This is a genomic window from Alcaligenes sp. WGS1538 (assembly GCF_043187505.1).
GTDB lineage: Bacteria > Pseudomonadota > Gammaproteobacteria > Burkholderiales > Burkholderiaceae_B > Alcaligenes.
The window spans coordinates 3722605-3741982 of record NZ_CP171109.1 but is presented as its reverse complement, the minus strand read 5'-3'; the positions used below and the strand labels follow the sequence as shown (position 1 = coordinate 3741982).

The following is a 19378-nucleotide window of genomic DNA, read 5'->3' as shown; positions in this document are numbered from 1 at the left end:
GAGCTAAACCAGTGTCCCGTATAGTTTTTCTATCACCAAGCTGTTTTCATTAAAAGCTTGACGCCGGACTTTTTTTACCTCCAAACCGGGCTCAGACCGTCGGCGAATGCTTCTTCTGGGATTCCAGCAGGAACTGGCGGGCGGGCGCGTCCTTGACCAGGTCGGTGATGGCGGTGGCCTTGAGCAGCTCGGCCGGCGTGCAGGCGCGCGAGACGATGAAGCCCTGCACGTAGTCCACGCCGAGCTCCTGCAGGGCCTGCAGGGTGGGCACGTCCTCCACCCATTCGGCGATGCTGATCATGCCCAGGTTGCGCGCCAGCTCCACGATGGTGCGCACGATGGCCACGTTGGTTTCCTTGTTCAGCATGTCGCAGATCAGGGCGCCGTCGATCTTGATGGCGTCGGCGGGCAGTTCGCGCAGGTAGGAGAAGGAGGTGTAGCCGGCGCCGAAATCGTCCAGGGCGATGCGTACGCCTGTCTGCTGCAGGCGGCGCATGAAATGGCGGGTGTGCTCCAGGTCGTCCAGGGCCACGCCCTCGGTGATCTCCACGCACAGCTTGCGCGCCAGGTGCTCGTAGCGCGCCAGGATGTCGAAGAACCACTGGATGAATTTGTCATCGTTCAGCGACACGCCGCTCAGGTTGATGTTCACCAGCTGGGTGCGCGCCAGTTGCTGCTCGTGCTTGGACATCCATTCCAGCGTGGCCGAGAACACCCACTTGTCGATGATGGTGATGGTGCCGCTTTCCTCGGCCGAGGAAATGATGCGGCCGGTCGGGATCAACTGGCCGGACGAGTCGCGCACGCGCAGCAGCACTTCGAAATTCAGGCTGTCGATGGGACGGCGCAAGGACACGATGGGCTGCATTTCCAGGTACAGGCCGCGCGAGGAGCCGCCTTCCAGCTGTTCGAACAGGCGCAATTCTTCCGCATGTTCCTGCAGGGCATTGGAGTCCTGGTCGTAGATGATCATGTCCTGGTGCTGGCGGCGCGCTTCGCGGGCGGCGCGGCTGGCGGCCGAGATGGCTTCCTGCGGCGCCATGCCGGGCGCCACCTCCACCAGGCCCAGCGTGCTGCGCAGGTTGAAGCTGCGGTTGCCGGCCATCAGGGGGCTTTTGTTCAAGGCCTCGATGACTTCGTTGGCCAGTGCGCGGGCCTGTTCGGGGTCGCTGTCCTCGAAGATGATCACGAATTCGTCGCTGCCGATGCGGCCTATCTTCTCGCCGGCCTGCAGCACGGCCTCCAGCTGCTCGCAGACCTTCAGCAGCAGGGCGTCGCCCGAGGAATGGCCAAAGGCGCCGTTGACGTACTTGATGTGGTTCAGGTCCAGATAGGCCAGCAGGCAGGGCTTGTCCTCGGCGCTGCGGGCGAGCGCCTCGTCCAGGGCTTTCTCGATGCCGCGCTGGTTCAGCACATTGGTGACCGGATCGTTGTCGGCCATCAGGCGCAGCTGGCGCAAGGTTTCGGCGCGCGCCGTGACGTCCTGCAGCGACCCTTCGATGTGCTGGTTGACAATGGCCACGCGCAGGGCGAACTGGCAGGGGCCGATGTGGGTATCATGCCGGGCGACGGTCACGTCCTGGCTGGCCTGGGTGCTCTGGGCCACGGCCTTCCAGTCCTGCTCGGGAAAGAAATCCGTCCAGTGCACCGGCGGACCGGAGGGGTCGAACTGGATGCCCAGCATCTCGGCCAGCACCGGGCTCATGCGGTGAAAGGCGCCCGATTCGCCCAGCGTGAACATGCCGATGGGCGTCAGGGTGTAGTGGGCCATCAGTTCGTTGCGGGCGCGCAGGGCCTCGCTGCGGTCTTCGCGCAGACGCTCGCCGATGGCCAGGGCGACCATCAGGTTGGAGAGCAGCAGCGTGATCACGCCATTGAAGTTTTCCACGAAGCTGGAGCGTCCGAACGCGGCCAGGAAGATGGCGGAGATCAGCACGCACAAGGCCATGCTGAGCAGCACCAGCTGCCAGAGCATGATGCGCGAGCGGGCCTGCAGCAGGATGGACAGCAGCACCCATCCGGCGCAGCACAGGGCGTAGATGGCGCTGAACCACATCAGGGGCTGGAACAGGTCCGTGGGCAGCAGCACGGAGGCCAGTAGTAGGACCAGGCCCAGCAGGCCTGCCGAGCTGAGCCAGCGCTGCTGAATCATCGAATGGATGGACGGCTTGAGCAGCAGGGTGAACAGCGAGTAGCTGAGCAGGAAATAGCAGGCGATGGTCACCTGGCGCAGCGGCGGCATGACGGCGGCCGGCAGGGTGTGCCCCAGCCACTGCATGTCCCAGCCCATGGCCATGGAGCCCAGGCGCAGGTTGCCGACCAGCCAGACCGACAGCAGCAGGTAGATCCATTCGCGATTGGTGGCGGCCAGCACCAGCATGAACAGCGACATGGTCAGCAGTCCGCCTTCCAGCAGGCCTATGCCGCGCGTGTAGCGGATGGAGGAATGCTTGATGTCGTCTGCGGCCCAGAGCTCCACCTGCAGCACGCCGGGGCGGTCCACTTCGAGGCGGCACAGGATGGAGGCGGGGTCGGCGGACGCGCCCAGATCCACGGTGTAGCCCTGGACGGGGGAGCGCAGGGCCTGGGTGGACAGGCTGTGGTCATTGACGGTCAGCGTTTGCAAGTCGTTCGTGCGCCAACAGGCCAGCATGTTGAACCGCGATGCGGGGAAATGCAGGACATGCTCGTTGCCGTCATCCTTGGAGGGCAGGTCCAGCAGCAGCCAGTGCGGCTCGTCCAGTTGCAGCTGGCGCTGCAGGGGGCTGGCCGTCAGGCGGCTGATCAGGTCCGGATCGGGCGCGGCCTGGTCGCTGGCCAGAGCATGGAAGTTCAGGGGCTGGCCCGAAGGCGAAGGGTAGCGGTTAGGCAGGAAGATCAGGGCCCAGAGCGTGAGCAGGATCAGGAACAGAGGGATGACGTAAAAGCTCAGCCCGCGAATCAGGCGTTCGCCGGTCGATGTGACAGGTTCTAGGCTGTCGATCTGTATTCCTGAAACGGTCATGATGGCGATACAGCCTCCAGCGCTTACCATCGAACTGCCCGGCCACCGACAGTGGAGTTTGCGCTTGTCCGTTCGGGACGCGCCAGGCCTGGGCCGACATGCACGGTGGTGACATCTCGGCCCGCAAGATCATCCGTTTAACGGTTTGCGCGCTGAGTTCTTTAAGGCTGAACGGTCGGAACCTCCAGCCCTGCCGTCATTCAAGGTAGCAAACGTTCGGAGGCAAACAGACTTTCCAGGCTTTCACGCGGGCGGATGACGTGGACCTGCTCGCCATCGACCAGAACTTCCGCCGCCCGCGGGCGGGTATTGTACTGGCTGGCCATGGTGAATGCGTAGGCGCCGGCCGACATGATGGCCAGCAGGTCCCCTTGGCGCAGTTCCAACTGCCGGTCGCGCGCCAGCCAGTCGCCGCTTTCGCAGATGGGGCCCACCAGGTCGTAGCGGGGCGTGTCTGCGGTCACGGCGCGCGGCTGGACGGCTTCCACGCTGTGCCAGGCTTCGTACAGGGTGGGGCGGATCAGGTCGTTCATGGCGGCGTCGATGATGGCGAAGTTCTTGGTTTCGCCATGCTTGAGGTATTCCACGCGCGTCAGCAGCACGCCGGCGTTGCCAACCATGGAGCGGCCGGGCTCCAGCACGATTTCCAGTTCGCCCAGGCCATGGGCGTCCAGCGCCGCGTAGACCTTGCTGAGCAGGTCGGTGGGCGTGACCAGGGTTTCGTCGGTGTAGCGGATGCCCAGGCCGCCGCCCAGGTCCAGGTGGTGCAGTTCCACGCCCTGGTCCTTCAGCGCCAGGATCAGCTTGATCAGCTTGTCCAGGGCGTCCAGGTAGGGGCTGACCTCGGTGATCTGCGAGCCGATATGGCAGTCCACGCCCACGATGCGCAGGCTGGGCAGCTCCTGGGCGCGCGCGTAGATGCGGGGCGCCTGTTCGATGGGCACGCCGAACTTGTTGTCTTTCAGGCCGGTGGAGATGTAGGGATGGGTGCGGGCGTCCACGTCCGGATTGACGCGCAGCGAGACGGGCGCCTTCAGGTTCAGGCGGGCAGCCACCTCGGCGATGCGCTCCAGCTCGGCTTCGGATTCGATGTTGAAGCATTTGACGCCGGCGGCCAGGGCGGCTTCGATTTCCCAGACCTGCTTGCCCACGCCCGAAAACACGACTTTGCCGGGATCTCCGCCGGCGGCGATGACGCGCGCCAGCTCACCGCCCGAGACGATGTCAAAGCCTGTGCCCAGGCGTGCGAACTCCTGCAGCACGGCCAGGTTGGAGTTGGCTTTCATGCCATAGCACACCAGCAGCTTGCGGCCTTCGCCGGCGACGCGGTAGGACTCCCAGGCGTCGCGCAGGGCCTGGCGGGAGTACACATACAGCGGCGTGCCGAACTCCTCGGCCAGGCGGGTCAGGGGGACCTGCTCGGCGTGCAGCGTATCGTTCTGGAATTGGAAGTGAGGTGCAACGGTCATGATGTCGTCAAATAACAGGGGTTGAGCGATCAACGCGGAGAAACTAACGAGGCGCCGTGTCGGCGGCCGGCGGCTCTTCGGCGGGCGGGTGGTAAAGCGGGCCTTTGTAGCCGCAGGCGCTGAGCACGGCGCTCAGCGCCAGCAGGGCCAGAAGGCGGGATGGGCGGGCCATTTTCATGATGTTTTCCAGCAAGGGCGGGCAAAGGAGACCATTATGCCATCGGCCCGGCCAAAGCAAAAAAACGCCGGCGATCGCCGGCGTGTGGGTGAAGGGGGTCAGAACGGCACGAACTGGTTGTTGTTGCCGCCGCCCGCGTTCTGCTCGGGAGCGATCTGGCGCAGCAGGTCGCCGATGCCGTCGCCGCCGTCCTGTTGCAGGCTGCTGTCGCTGGGAGCGGGCAGTCCGACGCGGGCGATGGCCTGGCCGGGCGGGAATTCGTTGAAATAGAAGTCCCCGTTGGTCTTGGTGAGGCCGCTGGGCATGGGGCCGGGCGGCACGATGGGCTTGTCCTTCAGGGCCGTGCGCATGTAGTTGATCCAGATGGGCATGGCCGCGCCGCCGCCGGTCTCGCCCGAGCCCAGGCTGCGCGGCTGGTCGAACCCCATCCAGGCGATGCCGACCAGATCGGGCGTGAAGCCGGCGAACCAGGCGTCCTGCGAGTCGTTGGTGGTGCCGGTCTTGCCGCCGATGTCGGTGCGCTTGAGTTCGCGCGAGGCGCGCGCGCCGGTGCCGTAGGTGGCCACGCCGCGCAGCAGGTCGTTCATGACGTAGGCCGTGCGCGGATCGATCGCCCGGGCCGCGGCGTCGCCCGCCACCACGGGCTTGGCGCGCATGATGACCTTGCCGGTGCTGTCGGTGACGTGATCGATCAGGTAGGGCACGGTGCGGTAGCCGCCGTTGGCGAACACCGAGTAGGCGCCGGCCATCTGCAGCGGGGTGACGCTGCCCGCGCCCAGCGCCAGCGGCAGCACGGCCGGCTGGCGCGCCTTGTCGAAGCCGAAGCGGGTGATGTATTCCTGCACGTACTTGGGACCGACCGCCTGCATGATACGGATGGACACCATATTCTTGGACTTGTACAAACCCTGGCGCATGGTCAGCATGGGTTCGTAGGTGCGACCGTAGTTCTTGGGCGTCCAGGGCTTGGAGCCGGTCTGTGCGGCGGTCAGCACGAAGGGTTCGTCCGAGATCTGGGTGGAGGGCGTCAGGCCCCGCTCCAGCGAAGAAGCGTAGATGAAGGGCTTGAAGGCCGAGCCGGGCTGGCGCCAGGCCTGGGTCACGCGGTTGAACTTGCCGTCCGAGAAGTGGAAGCCGCCGACCATGGCCTGGATGGCGCCGTCCTGCGGACGCACCGACACGAAGGCCGCCTGCACGGCGGGCATGTTGATCACTTCCCAGTAGTCGTTGTTCTGGAACAGGTAGACCACCGAGCCGCGCTGGATGCGCACGTCCGCCTTGGCGTTCTGGACCAGGCCGCGCGCCACGATCTTCAGGGCGCGCTTGTCGGTGACGTCGATGATTTCCTGGGCCGTGCGGGCCACGCGGATGCGGTCCGGGCCGGCTTCCAGCACCACGCCGGTGAGCAGATCGCCCGTGTCGGGATACTTGTCCTGTATTTCGTCCAGGATGGCGTCCAGGCGGGTGTGGTCGTTTTCAATGCCGGCCGGCAGGTCCACCTGGCCTTGCGGGCCGGTGTAGGGCGCGCGCCGGGTGTAGTCCAGGATGCCGTTGCGCACGGCGCGGTAGGCGGCTTCCTGGTCGGTGGAGTTGATCGTGGTGTAGATGTTGAAGCCGCGCGAATAAACGTTGTCCTGGTAGACGCCGTAAAGCAGTTGGCGCGCCAGTTCGGCGGCGTATTCGCCATGGATGGCGTAGCCGCCGGCGGGCGTGCCCACGGCCGACTTCACCTCGATCTCCTGGGCCATCGCATCCTGGTATTCCTGTTCGGTGATGTAGCCCAGGGAACGCATGCGGCCCAGCACGTAGGCCTGGCGGGTCTTGGCGCGTTCGAAGTTGGCGATGGGGTTGAAGCGCGAGGGCGCCTTGGGAATGCCGGCCAGCATGGCGGCCTCGGCCGTGGTGACCTCGGCCAGCGGCTTGCCCAGGTAGGTGCGCGAGGCGGCCGCAAAGCCAAAGGCGCGGTGGCCCAGGTAGATCTGGTTCATGTACAGGTCCAGGATCTGGTCCTTGGTCAGGGTGGCCTCGATCTTGAAGGTCAGCAGCAGTTCGTAGAACTTGCGGGTGTAGGTCTTTTCCGAGGACAGGTAGAAATTGCGCGCCACCTGCATGGTGATGGTGCTGGCGCCCTGCGTCTTGGACATGTGGGTCAGGTTGGCCAGGGCCGCGCGGCCCACGCCCATCCAGTCGATGCCGCCATGCTGGTAGAAGCGGTCGTCCTCGGCGGCCAGGATGGCCGATTTCATGACGTCGGGGATTTCGTCAAAGCGCAGCACGTTGCGGCGTTCTTCGCCGAACTCGCCGATCAGGACCTTGTCCGCCGTGTAGATGCGCAGCGGCACCCGTGGACGATAATCGATCATGGCGCTCAGATCGGGCAGATTGGGCCAGGCCAGCGCCAGAGCGAGCGAACCGAGCAGGGCTGCGCACAGGCCGAGTCCGCCGACGAAGACCGCCGTCTTGATGATGAAGCGGGCCAGCCAGGAACCGGAGGAGTGCTCGGGCTTGGAATTGGGGGAGTGGGCAGAAGAACTCATTGGGGCTGATTTTAAAGTCCAAACGGGGCTGGACTTGGCCTTGCGCCTGGCATCAATGTAACAAAATAATTCTGGACAGCGGACTGTGCTTCGTGTGGGCTAATGGGATAATACACAAATGAACCACTCTTTACCCGCAGACTGATGCCTGTAGATCATCCTAGCCCTTTATCAGACACCGCGCTGCTTGAATTACAACAGGCCGGCTCGCGGCCCGTCATCCTGGTCGGCATGATGGGCGCGGGCAAGACCACCATAGGCCGCCAGCTGGCGCGGGAGCTGAAGCGCGAATTCCTGGACCTGGATCACGAACTGGAAGCGCGCAGCGGCGTGCGGGTCGCCACCATCTTTGAGTTCGAAGGCGAAGAAGGGTTCCGCAAACGCGAATCGGCCGTGCTGGACATCTGCTCGCGCCTGCCCGGCATCGTGCTGGCCACGGGGGGCGGGGCGATTCTGTCCGAGGCCAATCGCCAGATCATCAAGGATCGCGGTATCGTAGTGTATCTGCGCGCCAGCGTGGACGAACTCTTTCGCCGCGTGGCGCGCGACCGCAACCGGCCGCTGCTGCAGACGGCCGATCCGCGCGCCCGCATCCAGGAGCTCCTGCAGCGGCGCGAACCCCTGTATGAAGAAGTGGCCGACGTGCACTTCGAGACCGGTTCCGCGTCCGTCCACCATGCCGTGCGCCAACTGTTGACCCTCCTGAAAGAACGAGGTTGCTGAATGACCGTAGTGCATGTAGCCGTGGAAGGCGGCGACTATCCCATCCATATCGCTGCAGGCCGCCTGCAGCGGCTGGCCGACAGCGTGCCGGCCAACGCCACGGCGGTGGCAATTGTTACAAATCCGACCGTCGCGTCCCTCTACCTGGAGCCGGCCCGGCGCGCCCTGGAGGCCGCCGGCAAGCCCGTGCACGTGGTGGAGCTGCCCGACGGCGAGGCCTACAAGAACTGGGAATCCCTGAACCTGATCTTCGATGCGCTGCTGGGCAGCCACCTGGACCGCAAGGCGCTCATCGTCGCCCTGGGCGGCGGAGTCATCGGCGACATGGCCGGTTTTGCGGCCGCCTGCTTCATGCGCGGGGTGCGCTTCCTGCAGGTGCCCACCACGCTGCTGGCGCAGGTGGACTCCTCGGTGGGCGGCAAGACCGCCATCAATCACCCCCTGGGCAAGAACATGGTGGGCGCCTTCTACCAGCCCATCGCCGTGGAGGTGGATACCCGGGTGCTCAAGACCCTGCCCGCCCGCGAGATCTCCGCCGGGCTGGCCGAGGTCATCAAGTACGGCATGATCTACGACCGCGATTTCTTCGACTGGTGCGAGGCCCGCATCGACGGCATGCGCACCCTGCAGGAAGACGACATCGTCCACGCCATCCGGCGCTCCTGCGAGGTCAAGGCCGAGGTCGTCTCGCAGGACGAGCGCGAATCGGGCCTGCGCGCCATCCTTAACTTCGGCCACACGTTCGGCCATGCCATCGAATCGGGCATGGGCTACGGACAGTGGCTGCACGGCGAGGCCGTGGGCTGCGGCATGATCATGGCGGCCGAGCTGTCCGCGCTGGTCTGCGGCCTGCCCGCCCAGGACGTGGCCCGCATCCGCGCCCTGGTCCGGGCCAGCGGCTGCCCCACCGATCCGCCGCACTGGCCGGCCGAACGCTGGCTGGAGCTGATGCAGGTGGACAAGAAGAACGAAGGCGGCCAGCTGCGCTTCGTGTTGCTGGACCGCCTGGGCCATGCGGTGGTCCAGGCGGTGGATCCCGATGTGGTGCGCCAGGCGCTGGCGCGCTTCGATCCGGCGGTGCAGGAGTAAACGCCATGCTGACGCTTGCCGCTTATGCCTGTCATCCTGAACAGTCCCGCGGCCGGCGTCACCCGGAAGCCCCGCCGCAGGGCCGCAATGCCTTCCAGCGGGACCGGGACCGCATCATCCACTGCAACGCCTTCCGCCTGCTGGAATACAAGACCCAGGTCTTCATCAACCACGAAGGGGATCTGTTCCGCACGCGCCTGACCCATAGCCTGGAAGTGGCCCAGCTGGCGCGCGCCATCGCTCGCAACCTGGGCCTGCACGAAGACCTCATCGAGGCCATCTCCCTGGCGCACGACCTGGGCCACACGCCTTTCGGCCACGCCGGCCAGGACGAACTGAACGCCTGCATGCAGGAGCTGGCGCCCGAGGCGGGCGGCTTCGAGCACAATCTGCAGAGCCTGCGGGTGGTGGACGAACTGGAAGAGCGCTATGCCGCCTTCAACGGCCTGAACCTGTGCTTCGAGACGCGCGAAGGCATACTCAAGCATTGTTCGGTCAAGCACGCCCGCGAGCTGGGCGACGTGGGCCGGCGCTTCCTGGAGCGCAGCCAGCCCTCGCTGGAGGCCCAGATGGCCAATCTGGCCGACGAGATCGCCTACAACAACCACGATATCGATGACGGCCTGCGCTCGGGCCTGATCAGCCTGGAGCAATTGCTGGAGCTGCGCCTGTTCCGCGACCATTACGATCAGGTGCAGGCGCGCTACCCGGGCCTGGACGGCCAGCGCCTGGTGGCTGAAATCATACGAGGCATGATCAACACCCTGGTGGTGGACCTGACCGAGACCACGAAGGCCAGGCTGGACGAGCACAAGCCCGACAGCGCGGACGCCGTTCGTGCCCTGCCGCGCCTGGCGGGGTTTTCGCCCGAGCTGCGTGCGCAGGCCGACGAGCTCAAGCGCTTCCTGCACGCGAACCTGTATCGCCATTACCGGGTGGTGCGCATGATGGGCAAGGCCCGGCGCATCGTGCGCGAGCTGTTCCAGGCCTTTCTGGTTGATCCGCGCCTGCTGGCCGCCGAGCACCGGCGCGAGGATCCCGTGGCGCAGGCGCGCGCCATCGCCGACTATATCGCGGGCATGACGGACCGCCACGCGATCCGCGAGCACGACGCCCTGTTCAAGATGTAACAGGGCGTCTTCAAGCTGGCTTTTTCGCTTTGGCGCCGGGCCTGCGGCCGGGCTAGTCGTGGCGCTGCAGCAGTGGTTTCAGGTAGCGGCCGGTGTGGCTTTGCGCACAGGCCGCCACGGACTCGGGCGTGCCTTGCGCCACGATCCGGCCGCCGCCGCTGCCGCCTTCGGGGCCCATGTCCACCACCCAGTCGGCCGTCTTGATCACGTCCAGGTTGTGCTCGATGACCACCACCGTGTTGCCCGACTCCACCAGCTTGTCCAGCACGCCCAGCAGCACCGCGATGTCGTGGAAGTGCAGGCCGGTGGTGGGTTCGTCCAATATGTACAGGGTACGGCCCGTGCTGCGCTTGGACAGCTCCAGCGACAGCTTGACGCGCTGGGCCTCGCCGCCGGACAGGGTGGTGGCGCTCTGGCCCAGGCGGATGTAGGACAGGCCCACGTCCATCAGGGTGGACAGCTTGCGCGCCACGATGGGCACGGCGTCGAAATACTCCATGGCCTGGGCCACGGTCATGTCCAGCACTTCGCTGATGTTGCGTCCGCGATAGCGTATGTCCAGGGTTTCGCGGTTGTAGCGCCGCCCCTGGCAGACGTCGCAGGGCACGTACACGTCCGGCAGGAAGTGCATCTCCACCTTGACCACGCCGTCGCCCTGGCAGGCCTCGCAGCGCCCGCCCTTGACGTTGAAGGAGAAGCGTCCCGGGTCGTAGCCGCGCAGGCGCGCCTCGGGTACGCCGGCGAACAGTTCGCGGATGGCCGTGAACATGCCGGTGTAGGTGGCCGGGTTGCTGCGCGGCGTGCGGCCGATCGGCGTCTGGTCCACATTGATGATCTTGTCGAAATGCTCCAGTCCGTCCAGGCGGTCGTAGGGAGCGGGCTCGGCATGGGCGCGGTGCAGGATGCGCGAGACGGCCGTGGCCAGGGTGTCGTTGATCAGGGTGGACTTGCCCGAGCCCGACACGCCGGTGATGCAGACCAGGCGCCCCGACGGGATGGCCAGGTCCACGGATTTCAGGTTGTTGCCCGCAGCCCCGTACAGGCGCAGCCAGTCCAGCGAGTCGTCCACCGGACGGCGCTGCGGTACGGCGATCCGGCGCGCGCCCGACAGGTACTGGCCGGTCAGCGAGTCCGGATTGGCCGCCAGTTCGCGCGGCGAGCCCTGCGCGGTGATCTGGCCGCCGTGCTCGCCCGCGCCCGGGCCCATGTCGATGACATAATCGGCCGTGCGTATCATGTCCTCGTCGTGCTCGACCACGATGACGCTGTTGCCCAGGTCGCGCAGGTGCTGCAGGGTCTGGATGAGCTTGTCGTTGTCGCGCTGGTGCAGGCCGATGGAAGGCTCGTCCAGCACGTACATGACGCCGGTCAGGCCCGAGCCTATCTGGCTGGCCAGGCGGATGCGCTGGGCCTCGCCGCCGGAAATGGTGTCGGCGCTGCGGTCCAGCGACAGGTAGTTCAGCCCCACGTTGTTCAGGAATTCCAGGCGCGCGCGGATCTCGCGCACGATGCGGTCGGCGATGTCCTTCTTGGCGCCGGACAGCTCCAGCCGCTCGAACCACTGCAGGCAATCGGACAGGGCCAGGGCCTCGACCTCGTAGATGGCCAGGCCCTTGGGCTGGCCGCCGGCCGCCGGCGTGCCGGGGGCGGGGTCGTCGCCGATGCGCACATTGCGCGCTTCCAGGCGCAGCCGCGCGCCGTGGCAGGACGGGCAGACCTGGGTGCGGCGCAGCTTGCTCAATTCCTCGCGCACGGCGGCCGAGTCGGTTTCGGCCCAGCGGCGCTGCAGATTGGGGATCACGCCCTCGAAGGCGTGCGTCTTGACCGTGGTGCGGCCCTTCTCGTTCAGGTACAGGAAGGAGATTTGTTCCTCGCCCGAGCCGTACAGCACTTTGCGCCGCACGTCCTCGGGCAAGGATTCGAAGGGCGCATCCATGTCGAAGTGGTAATGCGCGGCCAGGCTGGTCAGCAGGGTATAGGTGAAGGCGTTGCGCCGGTCCCAGCCGGAGATGGCGCCGCCGGCCAGGCTCAGCTCGGGAAAGGCGACCACGCGGTCGGGGTCGAACACGTCCACCTGGCCCAGGCCGCTGCAGTCGGGGCAGGCGCCGGCCGGATTGTTGAAGCTGAACAGGCGCGGTTCCAGCTCGGGCAGGGCGTAGCTGCAGACCGGACAGGCGTAGCGGCTGGAATACGGCTGTTCATGGCCGCTGTCCAGGTTGACGACCAGGCAGCGGCCGTCGGTCAGCGACAGGGCCGTCTCCAGGCTCTCGGCCAGGCGTTGCTGGCTGTCGGGGCGCACGCGCAGGCGGTCCACCACCAGGTCCAGGTCATGGGGCTGCGCCGCGTCCAGGGCGGGCACGTCCTCCATGCCGTAGGTCTGGCCGTCGATGCGCACGCGCACGAAGCCCTGGGCCTGCAGGCCCGCCAGTTCCGTGCGCAGGTCGCCCTTCAGGCCCCGGTGCAGGGGGGCGAGCACGGCGATGCGGCATTCCGGCTCCCATTGCAGGACCTGGTCCACCATCTGGCTCACGCTTTGCGCCTGCAGCGGCAAGCCGTGCTCGGGACAATAGGGCGTGCCGACGCGGGCGTACAATAGACGCAGGTAATCGTGGATCTCCGTGGTGGTGCCCACGGTGGAACGGGGATTGTGGCCCGCCGCCTTCTGCTCGATGGCGATGGCCGGCGAGAGACCTTCGATCAGGTCCACGTCCGGCTTGTCCATGAGCTGCAGGAACTGCCGCGCATAGGCCGACAGGCTTTCGACGTAGCGCCGCTGGCCTTCGGCATAAAGCGTGTCGAAGGCCAGCGACGATTTTCCGGAACCCGACAGCCCCGTCAGGACCACCAACTGACGACGCGGCAGGTCCACGGAGACATTCTTCAGGTTGTGCGTGCGGGCACCGCGGATGCGTATGGCTTCCATCAGCTTTATTTAAGGTCAGTCAAAAGGCAACTTGCTACTATAGCGCGTTGCGTCGGGTTTTATATGATCGGGCTGCGGGCCTTTCCGGCAGCCTTGTTGTGGCAGAGTATTGAATGAGTACACACCAAACCATGAATGCGGCGGGGGCGCGTCCGGCGCGTCTCAGCCTGACTCAGGGCGAGCGCAAGGCAAGCATGCTGCTCGCCCTGTTGTTTGCCTGCCGGATGCTGGGCCTGTTCCTGCTCACGCCGGTGTTCGCCGTGGCCGCGCAGGCGTTGCCCGGCGGCAACGATGCGGCGCGCGTGGGCCTGGCGCTGGGCGCCTACGGCCTGACCCAGGCCGTGCTGCAGATTCCGCTGGGCATGGCCTCGGACCGTTATGGGCGGCGTCCGGTCATCGTCGCGGGCATGGTGCTGTTCGTCATCGGCGGGGTCATCTGTGCCCTGGCCAAGAGCGTGGACTGGGTTACGGCGGGCCGTTGCATCCAGGGCCTGGGCGCGGTGTCGGCCGCCATCTCGGCCTGGGTGGCCGATTCCACCCGGCCGGAGGTGCGTACCCGCGCCATGGCCATGGTGGGCGGTTCCATCGGCATTTCCTTTGCCATGTCGCTGGTGCTCTCGCCCGTGCTGGTGGGCCAGTTCGGCCTGTCGGGCCTGTTCTGGGCCATCAGCCTGCTGGGCTTCGTGTGCCTGCTGATCGCCGCCTTCGTCGTGCCCGCCGCGCCCAAGGCGCCGGTTTCCGCGGTCAAGGTCACGGCCGGACAGGTGCTGCGCCATGCCGACCTGTTGCGCCTGAACTTCGGCGTGTTCTGCCTGCACTTCATATTGATGTCGCTGTTCATCGTGGTCCCGGGCGTGCTCGCCGCCCTGGGCGGCTATGGCACCCAGGATCTGTGGAAGGTCTACCTGCCCGTCATCCTGGCCTCCTTCGTGCTGATGGTGCCGGCCGTGTTCTATACGGAAACCCGCAAGCGCCACAAGCAGGCGCTGGAGCTGGCCGTGCTGGCGCTGATCGTGGTGCTGGCCCTGATGCCCTGGGCGAGCGCATCGCTCGCCCCCATGGTGGCCGCGCTGGTGCTGTTCTTCATTGGCTTCAACATTCTGGAGGCCTTGCAGCCTTCGCTGGTGTCGCGCGTCGCTCCGCCTGAATACAAGGGGCTGGCGCTGGGCTTCTACAACACGTCGCAGTCGCTGGGGGTTTTCGGCGGGGGCCTGGCGGGCGGCCTGCTGGCGTCCCACGGGCAGGTGCAATGGGTCTTGTGGACCGGCGCGGGCCTGGCCTTGCTGTGGCTGCTGACGGCGCGCGGTTTCAAGGACAAGTACTGAGATCGTGGGCGGGCAAGGGGCTGCGGGCGGACCGTTTTGTCCTGTCCTTGGCTCAGCCAGGTGTGTTCATCAAGCACCGAATCCACGATAATAAGGCTTGCTTTGCGCCCTCGCGCCGGCCTTGTCATGGACGACGAGGCCCGGCCAAGCCGGATGGATGCGATGCGTATCGCGTTCCAGCATCATGGCGCAGAAGCCCCGGCCGCAGGGAGGGGCTTCTTCATATCGAAATTTTGACTACAGGATTTTTTTCATGGCATCGGTAAATAAAGTCATTCTGGTCGGCAACCTCGGCCGTGATCCGGAAGTGCGCTACAGCGCAGAAGGTTCGGCCATCTGCAATATTTCCATTGCCACGACTTCCCAATGGAAGGATCGCACCTCGGGCGAGCGCCGCGAGGAAACCGAGTGGCACCGCGTCGTGTTCTACAACCGCCTGGCCGAGATCGCCGGCGAATACTTGCGCAAGGGCCGCTCCGTCTACGTGGAAGGCCGTCTGCGCACCCGCAAGTGGACCGGCCAGGACGGCCAGGAGCGCTACACCACCGAAATCATCGCCGAACAGATGCAGATGCTGGGTGGCCGCGACGGCGGCGAGATGGGCGGCGGCAGCATGGGTGGCGGCGACTACGGCAGCAGCGCCCCGGCTCCGCAGCGTGCTCCGCGCCAGGCTCCCCAACAGCAGCAACAGGCTCCGCGCAACAATCCGCCCATGTCGGATAATCTGGCGGACATGGACGACGACATTCCATTCTGACCACGCTTTTCGTGCTGTCCAGGCCCCCGCTCCGCGGGGGTTTTGCATTTTGGGCGGCCTGTTTGTCGATCCGGTTCACCACAAGGCGGTGCAATGGCAATATGCTATGCCTTTGACACGCCGGGCCACGCTATGGCCGAGGCCGACTGCAAGGCGGTTGCGCCCGGCCTGTTCCATGTCGACCGCATCGTTCAGGCCCGGGACTGCGCATGCGCCAGGAGCGATCCAGAATGACGACCGAACCTACTGTGAAAGGCCCTGCTTCCTATTTTCCGTCTATCGAGAAGAAATACGGCCAGCCCATCAGCCATTGGCTGGCGATACTGGATGGCTTGCAGGAGATGAAGCATATGGAGCAGGTGGCCGTGCTCAAGTCCGTGCATGGGATGGGCCACGGCCATGCCAACGCCCTGGTCGCTTATCACCGGGCGTGGAACGGGGCATAGAAGACAGGGCCCCAAGGCCCCTGTCCCTGGTCAGAACGCCGCTCTCTGGGTGCGCCGCAGCGTCAGCAGTCCCGCAGCCGTCAGGGCGGCGAACAGGGCGCCGGCGGCGAAGGTGCCTTGGAAACCCACCGTGTCCCAAAGCGCGCCGGCGATGACGCTGGCCAGCAGCAGGGCCACCCCGGTCAGCAGATGGAACATGCCGAAGGCCGTGCCGCGCAGCTGCGCGGGGGCGCTGTCGGCGATCAGCACGTTGAACAGGCCCTGGGTGAAGCCCATGTGCAGGCCCCACAGGGCCACGCCCAGGCCCAGGCCCGTCAGGCCGGGAACGAAGGCCAGCACCAGGTCCGCCGCGACGAGCAGGGCGACGCCGATCAGCAGCAGGTCCATCTTGCGCATGCGGTCGGACAGCACGCCGGCCGGGTAGGCCGACAGGGAAAAAGCCACGCTCATGACCACCAGGACGGCTGGCGCCCACATCGGCGCCAGTCCGGTCGACTCGGCCCGCAGGATCAGGAAAGCCTCGCTGAAGCGCGCCAGCGTGAAGGCCAGGCCTATGACCACCACCCACCAGTATCCGGAACCCAGACGGGCCAGTTCGCCGCGGCTCAAAGGCAGCTTGCGCGGACGCGAGGCGGCGGGCAGCTTGGGCTCGCGCACGCAGAATGCCAGTATCGCCACCGCGGCGAAGGCCGGCAGCACGGCGAACCAGAAGACCAGCTGGTAGTTGTCCGCGGTCCACCACATCAGGCCTATGGCCAGCAGCGGTCCTGTGAAGGCGCCGACGGTATCCAGGGTCTGGCGCAGGCCGTAGGCGGCGCCGCGCAGCTCGGGCGGCGTGACGTCCGCCACCAGGGCATCGCGCGGCGCGCCGCGTATGCCCTTGCCGATGCGGTCCACGAAACGCGCGCCCACCAGCCAGTCCAGCGTCCCCGCGAGCGGGAACACGGGCTTGGTCAGCGCGGCCAGCCCGTAGCCGATGACGGCCAGCAGCTTGCGCTTGCCGAAGCGGTCGCTGATCGCCCCGGAAAAGACTTTCATGATGGATGCGGTGGCTTCCGCGATGCCTTCGATCAGGCCCACGGCCAGCACCGAGGTGCCGAGCACCGCCACCATGTACATGGGCAGCAGGGCATGGATCATTTCGGAAGAAATGTCCATGAACATGGAGACGAAGCCCAGCGCCCAGACGCTGCGGGGCACGGCTCCGCGCCTGGGCTGCGCGGGGTCCGGGGAGGCGGCCTGGGTGTCAGCGGTTTTCGTCATGGGCGTCGTATACCAGTTGGGCATAGTGATCGAGCAGCGCCTTGCAGTCGCGCAGGCGCTCCTGTGCGGCGGCCGCGAGCGGCGCGTCGTAGAAGTCCAGCTTGCGGATCTTCTCGTACCAGTTCTCCAGCTTCTTCAGGTCTGTTTCTTCCTCGTCCAGCTCGGCGTAGGTGAATTTCTGAATGGAGATCTCCTTGGCGATCTCGGCCTCGAAGCCCTGGCAGCGGCCCAGCAGCTCCCGGTACTGGTCATCACGGTCCGCCTTGAAGCGGGCGATGACTTTTTCTTCCTGCTGATGGTCCAGCGCGATGGTCTCCAGCAGCACGCATTCGCCTTCCATATTGGCGATGTCGTTCTCCAGCACCTTGAGCCGGCGCACGTGCTCGTCCGTCTTGGGCAGCAGGCAGACGCCGTTCTGCAGGTAGACGGCGCCCAGGCTCTTCAGGCGTCGCCACAAGGCCAGACGTTTGGAACTGGGTTCCGCGGGCACCTTATAGGTGAGCAGCAGCCATTTCAGTGAATCCATGATTTATCTTTGGAAGTAACGGTCGTTTCATATTAAAGGATACGAAGCACATTGGAAAGCAGAATCAGAAAGAGCATTCTTCCAGTAGGGCCCATCGGCCGCCTCGGGAATCAGGTTCATCCGTGTATCCAAGTGTTCGTCCTTGTATCTGAAATCGGCCTGTTCCCGAACTGCCCGACGGCCGAAGGCGAGGGATCGCTGTTCGGCCGCCAAGCCGCATGCCTACTGGTTTTCCCTGATTCGTAAGGGAGCGAATCGATGAGGATGTGCTTGCGTAAAAGCAGGGGCGGCACGCCTGTGCTTGCGTCTGGCCGCGCTTTCCAAGCCCGGTGGCAGTCGTTACCATGGTGGCACCTATCCACGTTGTTCAGGTTCGCGCACGATCGGCTCTTTCGGGCATCCGTGCCGGCTTCAGACTCAGGCGTAGGTAAGGGTCGGCCGTCTCCGGCTGGTTCTTGGCTGTGTTTGAAGCCAGGGTGTTCGTCCCGGTTGGTGCACGATGAAGCGCCGCGCTTCGCGGCGGGAATCAATACGGAGGAATACAATGAGCAATCAGAAGGCTATCCAGAGCAATCATGGTCCCATCGACGTGGCAGCCATCCGCGCTGCGGCCAAGCAATTCGTCGATGACGGCGCGGTGGCGTCCGGCTATCAGGGCAACCGCGAAGAAATCATCCAGATGCTCAACGATGCGCTCGCGACGGAACTGGTCTGTGTGATGCGCTACAAGCGCCACTATTTCACCGCCACCGGCCTCATGAACGAACCGATCAAGGCCGAGTTCCTGGAGCATGCCAACCAGGAGGCCGAGCACGCCGACCGTATTGCCGAGCGCATCGTGCAGCTGAACGGCGAGCCGGATTTCAATCCCAGGACGCTGGTCGAGCGCAGCCACGCTGAATACGACGACAGCGGCGACATCAAGTCCATGATCCGCGCCAACCTGATCGCCGAGCGCATCGCCATCGAGTCCTATCGTCAGATGATCGAGCGCATTGGCGACAGCGATCCCACCACCCGCCAGATGCTGATCGAGATCATGGCCGTGGAGGAAGAGCACGCGGACGACATGAGCGATCTGCTGGATCTGTAAGGCGTCCCGGATGATGAGCCGGCCAGCGTTGCGCTGGCCGTTTTTTTTTTGGTTCTTCGAGGAATTCCGGGGACTGGGTTGCCAAGTCGATGCCGAACTGGTTTTTTGAAGACGCCATTCAAGGCGGAAAGCCCCCTTGGCCGCGCGCGACGCGGGGCTTATCAGACCGTATTGTTGCCCGACTGTGCGTCCTGATAGGCCTGGGCGGCGTTGTGCACGTGCTGGGTGGCCAGCAGATTGGCCAGTTCGCCGTTGCCGGCGATGACGGCGTTCAGGATCTGGGCGTGGTCCTCCCAGTTCTGGCGAATGCGCTGCAGATTGCTGGGCGCGAACAAGAGGGCGGTGCGATCGCGCAGCGAGCGCATGAGTTCGGTCAGTACGACATTGCCCGACATGGTGGCCAGGGTTTCGTGGAACTGGCGGTTCAGGGACTTGAGCAGGTCCAGGTTGCCCTCATCCACGGCCTGCCGGCCCTGCGCCAGGATGGCCTGCAGTTTCTCGATGCTGGCCGGATCGCGACGTTGTGCGGCCAGCTTGGCGTTCAGCCCCTCCAGGGTGGCGCGCACCTCGGCCATGTTGTAGGCGATGTCCGAGGACAGCACGGCCACGGAGGCGCCGCGGCGCGGTTCGATGGTGACCAGGCCTTCGGAAGCCAGCTCGCGCAGGGCTTCGCGCACGGGGATGCGCGAGACGCCCAGTTCCGTGGCCAGCTTGCCTTCCACCAGCCTGTCGCCGGGGTGGAATTCGCCGCTGAGGATGCGTTCGCGCAACTGGTCGCGGATGACGGCGAACAGGGAGGCGTGCTGATCCCCCAGGCGCGGGCTGTCGCCGCCGGCGCTGGGGTTGGGAAGGCTGAAGCTGGGGATGTTCATCGTATGACCTGTGCAATCCGGCAAGGGGGGCCAACCTAGATTA

Annotated in this window: 15 protein-coding genes; 7 read left to right on the top strand and 8 right to left on the bottom strand. The window is 65.5% G+C overall.

The genetic code is table 11. From position 1 onward, the window contains the following. Nucleotides 1-91: 91 nt before the first annotated feature. From ACF3ND_RS17440 to ACF3ND_RS17425, 4 genes are all read right to left on the bottom strand, one after another. Nucleotides 92-3004 (bottom strand): putative bifunctional diguanylate cyclase/phosphodiesterase, encoded by a 2913-nt coding sequence (locus ACF3ND_RS17440; protein WP_394062743.1) that lies wholly within the window; start codon nucleotides 3002-3004, stop codon nucleotides 92-94. 200 nt (nucleotides 3005-3204) lie between these two features. Continuing rightward, nucleotides 3205-4473, bottom strand: coding sequence for a diaminopimelate decarboxylase (lysA, locus tag ACF3ND_RS17435; protein ID WP_394062741.1), 1269 nt, complete (start codon nucleotides 4471-4473; stop codon nucleotides 3205-3207). Between the two features lie 43 nt (nucleotides 4474-4516). Continuing rightward, nucleotides 4517-4651, bottom strand: a complete 135-nt coding sequence (locus ACF3ND_RS17430) for a lipoprotein (protein WP_394062739.1) — start codon at nucleotides 4649-4651, stop codon at nucleotides 4517-4519. Nucleotides 4652-4749: 98 nt separating this feature from the next. After that, nucleotides 4750-7188, bottom strand: coding sequence for a penicillin-binding protein 1A (locus tag ACF3ND_RS17425; protein WP_394062737.1), 2439 nt, complete (start codon nucleotides 7186-7188; stop codon nucleotides 4750-4752). Nucleotides 7189-7419: 231 nt separating this feature from the next. Here ACF3ND_RS17425 and ACF3ND_RS17420 point away from each other — a divergent pair, with 231 nt between their 5' ends. The 3 genes from ACF3ND_RS17420 to ACF3ND_RS17410 are packed head-to-tail and all read left to right on the top strand — an operon-like array spanning nucleotide 7420 to nucleotide 10130. Beyond that, complete coding sequence (locus ACF3ND_RS17420; RefSeq protein ID WP_394065863.1) at nucleotides 7420-7911, top strand: shikimate kinase; 492 nt, start codon at nucleotides 7420-7422, stop codon at nucleotides 7909-7911. Then, on the top strand, nucleotides 7912-9000 hold the full coding sequence (gene aroB, locus ACF3ND_RS17415) for a 3-dehydroquinate synthase (protein WP_394062735.1): 1089 nt from the start codon (nucleotides 7912-7914) through the stop codon (nucleotides 8998-9000). Between the two features lie 5 nt (nucleotides 9001-9005). Then, nucleotides 9006-10130 (top strand): deoxyguanosinetriphosphate triphosphohydrolase, encoded by a 1125-nt coding sequence (locus tag ACF3ND_RS17410; protein ID WP_394062731.1) that lies wholly within the window; start codon nucleotides 9006-9008, stop codon nucleotides 10128-10130. 52 nt (nucleotides 10131-10182) lie between these two features. On the opposite strand, the gene uvrA is transcribed toward ACF3ND_RS17410, so the two are convergent. Further along, nucleotides 10183-13053, bottom strand: a complete 2871-nt coding sequence (uvrA, locus tag ACF3ND_RS17405; protein ID WP_394062729.1) for an excinuclease ABC subunit UvrA — start codon at nucleotides 13051-13053, stop codon at nucleotides 10183-10185. 113 nt (nucleotides 13054-13166) lie between these two features. Between uvrA and ACF3ND_RS17400 the strand changes: the two genes are divergently transcribed. The 3 genes from ACF3ND_RS17400 (at nucleotide 13167) to ACF3ND_RS17390 (ending at nucleotide 15581) form a co-directional block, all read left to right on the top strand. Then, nucleotides 13167-14378, top strand: coding sequence for an MFS transporter (locus ACF3ND_RS17400; protein WP_394062727.1), 1212 nt, complete (start codon nucleotides 13167-13169; stop codon nucleotides 14376-14378). A gap of 253 nt (nucleotides 14379-14631) precedes the next feature. Beyond that, a complete protein-coding gene (gene ssb, locus ACF3ND_RS17395; RefSeq protein ID WP_394062725.1) occupies nucleotides 14632-15135 on the top strand; it encodes a single-stranded DNA-binding protein in 504 nt (167 codons plus the stop codon). Nucleotides 15136-15365: 230 nt separating this feature from the next. Next, nucleotides 15366-15581, top strand: coding sequence for a DUF4287 domain-containing protein (locus tag ACF3ND_RS17390; protein WP_394062723.1), 216 nt, complete (start codon nucleotides 15366-15368; stop codon nucleotides 15579-15581). Nucleotides 15582-15611: 30 nt separating this feature from the next. Here the strand turns inward: ACF3ND_RS17390 and ACF3ND_RS17385 are convergent, their stop codons facing one another. Both ACF3ND_RS17385 and ACF3ND_RS17380 read right to left on the bottom strand, forming a co-directional pair. Next, nucleotides 15612-16844 carry an MFS transporter gene (locus ACF3ND_RS17385; RefSeq protein ID WP_394062721.1) on the bottom strand — a complete coding sequence of 411 codons (1233 nt, stop codon included), beginning with the start codon at nucleotides 16842-16844 and terminating at the stop codon, nucleotides 15612-15614. Continuing rightward, nucleotides 16828-17370, bottom strand: coding sequence for a Chromate resistance protein ChrB (locus tag ACF3ND_RS17380; protein WP_394062719.1), 543 nt, complete (start codon nucleotides 17368-17370; stop codon nucleotides 16828-16830). Before ACF3ND_RS17380 ends, ACF3ND_RS17385 begins: the two co-directional genes overlap by 17 nt. A 544-nt stretch (nucleotides 17371-17914) precedes the next feature. Here ACF3ND_RS17380 and ACF3ND_RS17375 point away from each other — a divergent pair. Continuing rightward, nucleotides 17915-18463, top strand: coding sequence for a ferritin-like domain-containing protein (locus ACF3ND_RS17375; protein WP_394062717.1), 549 nt, complete (start codon nucleotides 17915-17917; stop codon nucleotides 18461-18463). A 161-nt stretch (nucleotides 18464-18624) separates the two neighbouring features. On the opposite strand, the gene ACF3ND_RS17370 is transcribed toward ACF3ND_RS17375, so the two are convergent. Continuing rightward, nucleotides 18625-19335, bottom strand: a complete 711-nt coding sequence (locus ACF3ND_RS17370; protein WP_394062715.1) for a GntR family transcriptional regulator — start codon at nucleotides 19333-19335, stop codon at nucleotides 18625-18627. Between the last annotated feature and the right edge of the window lie 43 nt (nucleotides 19336-19378).

Bases quoted from the DNA above. Each gene is read 5' to 3' on its own strand.
- ACF3ND_RS17440 (WP_394062743.1), bottom strand. From the start codon at position 3,004: ATGACCGTTTCAGGAATACAGATCGACAGCCTAGAACCTGTCACATCG.
- lysA (WP_394062741.1), bottom strand. From the start codon at position 4,473: ATGACCGTTGCACCTCACTTCCAATTCCAGAACGATACGCTGCACGCC.
- ACF3ND_RS17430 (WP_394062739.1), bottom strand. From the start codon at position 4,651: ATGAAAATGGCCCGCCCATCCCGCCTTCTGGCCCTGCTGGCGCTGAGC.
- ACF3ND_RS17425 (WP_394062737.1), bottom strand. From the start codon at position 7,188: ATGAGTTCTTCTGCCCACTCCCCCAATTCCAAGCCCGAGCACTCCTCC.
- ACF3ND_RS17420 (WP_394065863.1), top strand. From the start codon at position 7,420: ATGATGGGCGCGGGCAAGACCACCATAGGCCGCCAGCTGGCGCGGGAG.
- aroB (WP_394062735.1), top strand. From the start codon at position 7,912: ATGACCGTAGTGCATGTAGCCGTGGAAGGCGGCGACTATCCCATCCAT.
- ACF3ND_RS17410 (WP_394062731.1), top strand. From the start codon at position 9,006: ATGCTGACGCTTGCCGCTTATGCCTGTCATCCTGAACAGTCCCGCGGC.
- uvrA (WP_394062729.1), bottom strand. From the start codon at position 13,053: ATGGAAGCCATACGCATCCGCGGTGCCCGCACGCACAACCTGAAGAAT.
- ACF3ND_RS17400 (WP_394062727.1), top strand. From the start codon at position 13,167: ATGAGTACACACCAAACCATGAATGCGGCGGGGGCGCGTCCGGCGCGT.
- ssb (WP_394062725.1), top strand. From the start codon at position 14,632: ATGGCATCGGTAAATAAAGTCATTCTGGTCGGCAACCTCGGCCGTGAT.
- ACF3ND_RS17390 (WP_394062723.1), top strand. From the start codon at position 15,366: ATGACGACCGAACCTACTGTGAAAGGCCCTGCTTCCTATTTTCCGTCT.
- ACF3ND_RS17385 (WP_394062721.1), bottom strand. From the start codon at position 16,844: ATGACGAAAACCGCTGACACCCAGGCCGCCTCCCCGGACCCCGCGCAG.
- ACF3ND_RS17380 (WP_394062719.1), bottom strand. From the start codon at position 17,370: ATGGATTCACTGAAATGGCTGCTGCTCACCTATAAGGTGCCCGCGGAA.
- ACF3ND_RS17375 (WP_394062717.1), top strand. From the start codon at position 17,915: ATGAGCAATCAGAAGGCTATCCAGAGCAATCATGGTCCCATCGACGTG.
- ACF3ND_RS17370 (WP_394062715.1), bottom strand. From the start codon at position 19,335: ATGAACATCCCCAGCTTCAGCCTTCCCAACCCCAGCGCCGGCGGCGAC.